Origin of the sequence: Streptomyces hygroscopicus subsp. hygroscopicus, assembly GCF_001553455.1 — a bacterium.
GTDB classification, from domain to species: Bacteria; Actinomycetota; Actinomycetes; order Streptomycetales; family Streptomycetaceae; genus Streptomyces; species Streptomyces hygroscopicus.
On sequence record NZ_BBOX01000570.1, the window covers coordinates 1 to 6,239 of the forward strand.

4 protein-coding genes and 1 pseudogene are annotated in these 6,239 nt (G+C 72.4%); all 5 read right to left on the bottom strand.

Translation table 11 applies throughout. The annotated features are described in order from the left end of the window. Window positions 1-229, bottom strand: a pseudogene (locus AXW62_RS45255) (hypothetical protein); the annotation flags it as partial. A gap of 57 nt (window positions 230-286) precedes the next feature. Then, complete coding sequence (locus tag AXW62_RS38740; protein ID WP_174556483.1) at window positions 287-1,030, bottom strand: class I SAM-dependent methyltransferase; 744 nt, start codon at window positions 1,028-1,030, stop codon at window positions 287-289. A gap of 111 nt (window positions 1,031-1,141) precedes the next feature. Then, complete coding sequence (gene fomD / locus AXW62_RS38745) at window positions 1,142-1,843, bottom strand: cytidylyl-2-hydroxypropylphosphonate hydrolase (RefSeq protein WP_030822482.1); 702 nt, start codon at window positions 1,841-1,843, stop codon at window positions 1,142-1,144. Window positions 1,844-1,965: 122 nt separating this feature from the next. Then, window positions 1,966-3,384 carry a class II fumarate hydratase gene (locus AXW62_RS38750; RefSeq protein WP_060948465.1) on the bottom strand — a complete coding sequence of 473 codons (1,419 nt, stop codon included), beginning with the start codon at window positions 3,382-3,384 and terminating at the stop codon, window positions 1,966-1,968. Window positions 3,385-3,463: 79 nt separating this feature from the next. Beyond that, window positions 3,464-5,551, bottom strand: coding sequence for a bifunctional polysaccharide deacetylase/glycosyltransferase family 2 protein (locus tag AXW62_RS38755; protein ID WP_060948466.1), 2,088 nt, complete (start codon window positions 5,549-5,551; stop codon window positions 3,464-3,466). Window positions 5,552-6,239: the final 688 nt, after the last annotated feature.

The window sequence follows — 6,239 nt, forward strand, 5'->3', positions numbered from 1 at the left end:
CTCCGGGGCCCGGGGGCCCGTCGTGGGCCGCCGGTCCCGAGGGGCCGTCCGCGGGGAAGGCCGGACGCGGCCGGCCGCCGCCCGGCTCCTGACCGGGGGCAGCCGTCTGCCGCACGGCGGTCCGCGGGTCCGGGACCGCGCCGTGCGCGTCGTCGGGCGCGGGTGCGCCCGGGGCGGCGGCAGAGGTGGCCGCCTGCCGCCTGTTGTGGGAGGTCGGGTGCTCCGTCACGCGTGGGTTTCCATCCGTCCGGGGCCGTGCGCCCAGATGTCGTGGGCGCACCGAGTGTCAGGCACGTCGTCGGCAGTTCAGAAAGAGCTGGATCTCGGGTGGTACGTCCGTGCTGGCCGGGGCGTACGAGTACGAGTCCTCCCCGGTGATCTCGAAGCCCGCATCGCGTACGACCTGGCGCAGCTCGTCCCGCAGATAACCGGATACCCGGACCGAGTGGCCGAGGAACGGGATGGGGAAGTCATCGATGTCCGCCTCCACCATGCCCAGCGTCAGCAGCCCTTCGGGTCTGAGCACCGCGTGCAGCGTCCGCAGGGCGTACGGGATCTCCGGGCGGGGCAGCAGCAGCAGCGAGAAGTTGGCGGTGACGCCGTCGAAGGGGCCGAGCTCCAGGGGGCCGCCGGGGCCGTACCGGCCGCCCACCCGCAGATCGACGATGTCCACGTGGTGGAAGGTGGCCTCCGGCACATTGTCCCGGGCCAGCTTGAGCATGCCCTGGGAGATGTCGATCCCGACCACCGTATGCCCCGCGTCGGTCAGCTGACGGGCCGTGGGCACGCCCGTACCGCAGCCGACGTCGAGCACCCGGGAGCCGGGCGGAAGCGTTTCGGCCAGCCACCGGCCGGCCACCATCTGGCCCTCCTTGTGCGGGAAGGCGTCGTCGAGCCGGTCGCCGATGGCGTCGAACGCCTCCGCCTGGCCGCTGCGGTCCAGTGCGAGGCGATCGAAGTCCTCGTAGCCCTCGTAACCGTCCTCGCACGCGTCCTCACCGCTCACGACTCCGCCCCCTCCTCGTGACATTACGTCATGTCTCGCGCATGGCCCGTGACTTGCGTCGGCGTCAGGTGTCCCGCATGGGCAGTGTTCCGGACGACGATCCTACGTTTGAAACACTGGAACACGACAAGAGGTTCATGGCCCCGAGTGTGCCGAGGTGCGCTCCTTGCCCGTACGGCCCCAGTCCGCCGGAAGGGCGGGCACCGGCCACGCCGGGTCGGGCCGCCAGCCCTCCCATCCGTCCCGGAACGGCGCGCCCCAGGACTCGATGGTGGCGACGGCCGCCCGGCCCGCGGCCCGGACCCGCTCCGCCTGCCGCGAACCCATCAGCCCGGCCCGCTGCGCCTGTGCGAACTCGTCCTCGTCCTTCCATTCCCAGCTGCGGTCGGGGTAGACCGCGATGTCCAGGAAGTGGTCCTCGGAGTCCACGCCGCGGCCCCAGCGGACCAGTGGCTCCTCCAGGTTCACGTACCAGTTCTTGAACTGCCAGCCGTGGTCCCAGAACAGCCACACCGACCACGGGTCGCCGGGCCGCGCGAGCTTCAGCACCCCGGTGCCGAACCACTGGGACAGCGCGGTGGTGCGCGGTTTGGTGTAACGGGTGGGCAGCGGTTCGCGGTGCACCGAGGTGCCGTCGGTGAGCTGCGGTTTGACGCAGGCGGTGCCGGGGGCGAGCCAGACGGCGAGCAGCTCCGCGGTGTCCTCCACGACGGTCACCGGACGGCAGATGTGGATGAGGTCGGAGGCGTTGGCCCGATAGCGCCACAGGATCTGGTCGCCCGGTGCCCACCGGGCGGTGTCCGCCGTCCCCGTCGTCCCCACGATGTCCGCTGTCATGAGCAGATCTTAGGTGCGAGCCGGCCGCGGTGCCGTGACCTGTGCCGCAACCGGGGGCCAACGACCGGGGGCGGGCCCGTGAAGCCGCCGGTCCGGCGGGGGCTCCACGGACCGCCGTTCGGCTACGGGTGTGTCATGCGCAGGACGTCGAGCGCCTCGTCCAGCTGTTCCAGGGTCAGCTGCCCGCGCTCCACGTAGCCGGACTCCAGGACCACCTCCCGGATCGTCCTGCGCTCCGCCAGCGACCGCTTGGCCACCTTCGCCGCCTCCTCATAACCCAGGTAGCGGTTGAGGGGGGTGACGACGGACGGGGAGGACTCCGCGTACTCCCGGGCCCGCTCGGCGTTGGCGGTGATCCCGTCGATCGTGCGGTCCGCGAGCAGCCGGGAGACCCGGGTCAGCAGCCGGATCGACTCCAGCAGGTTCTTGGCGATCACCGGGAGCATCACATTCAGCTCGAAGTTCCCCGCGGCCCCGGCCGCGGCGACGGTGGCGTCATTGCCGGTGACCTGCGCCGCGACCATCAGCGTGGCCTCGGGGATCACCGGGTTGACCTTCCCCGGCATGATCGAGGAGCCGGGCTGGAGGTCGGGCAGGGTGATCTCGGCGAGCCCGGTGCGGGGGCCCGACGCCATCCAGCGCAGATCATTGGCGATCTTGGTGAGGCCGACCGCGATGGTCCGCAGCTGCCCGGACGTCTCGACCAGCCCGTCCCGCGCGCCCTGCGCCTCGAAGTGGTCCCGGGCCTCGGTCAGCGGCAGTCCGGTGGTGCGGGACAGCTCGGCGATGACGGCGGCGGCGAACCCGGGCGGGGTGTTGATCCCGGTGCCCACCGCCGTACCGCCCAGCGGCAGCTCGGCCAGCCGGGGCAGCGAGGCGCGCAGCCGCTCGATCCCGTACCGCACCTGGGCCGCGTAGCCGCCGAACTCCTGGCCGAGGGTCACCGGAGTGGCGTCCATCAGATGGGTGCGCCCGGCCTTGACCACCTCGGCGAACTCCGCGGCCTTGCGCTCCAGCGCCTCCGCCAGATGGGCCAGGGCCGGGATCAGATCGCCGGTGACGGCCGCGGTGGCCGCGATGTGGATGGACGAGGGGAAGACGTCATTGGACGACTGGCTGGCGTTGACGTGGTCGTTGGGGTGCACCGGCCGGCCCAGGCGCTCGCTCGCCAGGGTGGCCAGCACCTCGTTGGTGTTCATGTTGGACGAGGTGCCGGAGCCGGTCTGGAAGACGTCCACCGGGAAGTGGTCGTCCCAGCGGCCCTCGGCGACCTCGGCCGCCGCCTGGCGGATCGCCTCCGCGATGTCCTTGTCCACCACCCCCAGCTCGGCGTTGACCAGGGCGGCCGCCCCCTTGATCCGGGCCAGCGCCTCGATGTGCGCCCGCTCCAGGCGCTGTCCGCTGACGGGGAAGTTCTGCACCGCCCGCTGGGTCTGGGCGCGCCACTTGGCGTGCGCGGGCACCCGCACCTCTCCCATGGAGTCGTGCTCGATGCGGTAGCCCTCCTCGGGGCCGTCGTCGCGGTGGCTCTCGTCGGTCATGGGAACACCTCCGTCCAGCACAGCGTCATCACGCCCCACCGTGTTCCCGACGCCCGCCGGACCGATCGGGTGAGCCCGGTCACCGTACGGCCTCCGGCGCCCGCGGCGCCTCCACTTCCCCCGTGCGCTTGAGCTTCTGCCACGGCAGCAGGGCACCGGTCGCCGCGGTGACACAGGAGTGCAGCAGCACCAGATACATCAGCTGGCGGTAGGCGATCTGCTGGAGCGGCAGGGCGGCCAGCGCCCGGCAGGACTCCCGGTCCAGCCGGAACGCGTACGCCGCGCCCAGCAGCTGCACCAGCAGCAGGGCGCCCCACGCCAGCAGCGAACGCACCGGGTCCAGGAAGATCACGCCGTAGAGGGTGAAGAGGTCGATCAGCGGTGCGCACAGCGGGGTGAGGATCTGGAAGAGCACCACCAGCGGCATCCCCACCCGGCCGAACCGTCCCGAGGGGCCCCGGTCGATCAGCGAGCGGCGGTGCTTCCACAGCGCCTGCATGGTGCCGTAGGACCAGCGGTAGCGCTGCTTCCACAACTGGCCGAGGGAGCCGGGCGCCTCGGTCCAGGCGCGGGCGTGCTCCTGGTAGACCACCCGCCAGCCGGCCCGGTGCAGGGCGATGGTGATGTCGGTGTCCTCGGCCAGGGTGTCCGCGCTCATGCCCCCGGCGTCCAGCAGCGCCCGGCGGCGGAAGGCGCCGATCGCGCCGGGGATGGTGGGCATGCAGCGCAGCAGGTCGTACATCCGCCGGTCGAGGTTGAAGCCCATCACGTACTCGATGTGCTGCCAGGCCCCGATCAGCCGGTTCCGGTTGCCGACCTTGGCGTTGCCCGCGACCGCGCCCACCCGCGAGTCGGCGAACGGGCGGACCAGCTCCCGGATGGTGGTGGGCTCGAAGACGGTGTCGCCGTCCATCATCACGATGAGCTCGTGGCGGGCATGGGCGATGCCCCGGTTGAGCGCGGCCGGTTTGCCCGCGTTGGCCTGGCGCAGCACCCGGACGTTGGGCAGCCCCAGCGCCTCCGCGATGTCGGCCGTGCCGTCGGTGGAGCCGTCGTCCACCACCAGGATCTCGATCGGATGGGTGGAGGCGGCCAGCGACCCCAGGGTGTTGGCGATGCACTCCTTCTCGTTGTACGCGGGCACGATCACGCTCACCGGATCGTTCACCTCCTGCACCCACCGCCAGCGCCGCCGCTCCCGGGACCATCGGTGCCACCAGGCGAGGACCACCATCAGCAGCAGCCGTCCGAGCACCGAGAGGCCCACCAGCCCCAGCAGCCCCATCAGCACCGGCAGGGCGCTGTGGGTGAACGCCGCGGCCCAGATCAGCACCCGGCCCTCCCAGACCCGCACGGTGCGGGCCGGGTGGTTGGCGCTGCGGGCGCCGAGCGCGCCGGTGACGGTGGTGAAGGAGTAGCCCTTCTTCCTCATCCGCTCGATGTACTGCCCCAGGGCCTTGACGGTCCGCGAGCGGTTGCCGCCCGCGTCGTGGAAGAGCACGGACGCGCCCTTGGTGCCGCGGGGCGTGGCGTTGTGGACGATCTCCTTGACCGGGGGCCGCTGCCAGTCCTCGCTGTCGGCGTCCACGAAGGCGCTGATGTAGCCCTTGGCGCCGATGTGCTGCTGCACCGGCCAGGTGCGGTCGTCCAGCGCGCGGACCTTGGAGGCGTACGGCGCGCGGAACAGCGAGCTGGTGATGCCCGCCGCCCCGGCCAGGGCCAGCTGGGACTGGGCCAGTTCGCGGTCCATGCGTCCCGTGCCCTGGTACGACAGGTCGACGTGGGAGAAGGTGTGCACGCCGACCTCATGGCCCGCCGCCCTCATCCGGCGGACCAGCTCCGGATGGCGGATCACCATCTGGCCCAGCACGAAGAAGGTGCCCCGCACCTTGTGGCGGCGCAGCACGTCGAGGATCTTCGGGGTCCAGCGGGGGTCCGGCCCGTCGTCGAAGGTCAGCGCGATGGTCCGGGACGGGATGGCGTGCTCGGTGGCCTTTCCGCTCCGGTCGAAGGTGATCACCGGACCGCCCTTGCGGAGCCGGTCGGGGACGGTGCGGGAGGCGTGCGAGCGGTGCACCCGGGCGTCGTTGCCGATCTCGGCGTCCAGATAGCCGTCCAGCAGCAGGGCGCACACCAGCGCGAGGAGGGTCGCGAGGGCGAACACCATCCGGGTGCGGGTGCGGGTGCGGGTGCGGGTGCGGTTGGGGGTGTGGGTGCGGGTGGGGGTGCTGGTGCGGAGCTTCCGCAGCCTGCCGGTGGGGTGTCTGGGCGGGCGGAGCTTGGGGGTGGGGAGTCTGGAGGGGCGGAGCTTGGGGGTGCGGGGTACGGACGGACGGAGCTTGGGAGTGGGGAGTCCGGACGGGCGGTGTTTGGGGATGGGGAGCCAGGACGGCAGAAGTCCGGGCACGGGGCGCTCGGTGGGCGGGACTCCGGCCGTGGAGGGTTCGGCCGTGGGGAGCTTCCCGGCGCGGCCGGTGACCTTGCGGAGCCAGGCGCCTCGGGCCGAGCCCCTGAGCCCGAGCGCGCCGCTGAGCTTGGCCCTGAGCCGGGGTTGGCGCTTGGGGTTGGCCTTGAGCCGGGGTTTGAGCGCGGGTTCGTCCCTGAACCCGAGCTTGCCCTCGAGCCGGGGCTTGCGCCCGGGGTTGCCCTTGAGCCCGAGCCTCCTCGCGAGGCCCCCCAGCCTGCCCCTGAGCCCCACGGTGCGGCGGCTGAGCCCTGCGGCGCGGCGGCCGGAGCCGGTCAGCCGGAACACCGTGCGAGGCGCGGCGGCCTGACGGGGTGCGGGGAGTCGGCGGCGCGGCTGCGGCAGCTTCGGCGGTCTGCCGCTCACGACGCCTCGCCCTCGGTGCCGGGCG

Excerpts from the sequence above, each read along its gene's own strand:
- AXW62_RS38740 (WP_174556483.1), bottom strand. The coding sequence starts at position 1,030 with ATGTCACGAGGAGGGGGCGGAGTCGTGAGCGGTGAGGACGCGTGCGAG.
- fomD (WP_030822482.1), bottom strand. The coding sequence starts at position 1,843 with ATGACAGCGGACATCGTGGGGACGACGGGGACGGCGGACACCGCCCGG.
- AXW62_RS38750 (WP_060948465.1), bottom strand. The coding sequence starts at position 3,384 with ATGACCGACGAGAGCCACCGCGACGACGGCCCCGAGGAGGGCTACCGC.
- AXW62_RS38755 (WP_060948466.1), bottom strand. The coding sequence starts at position 5,551 with ATGGTGTTCGCCCTCGCGACCCTCCTCGCGCTGGTGTGCGCCCTGCTG.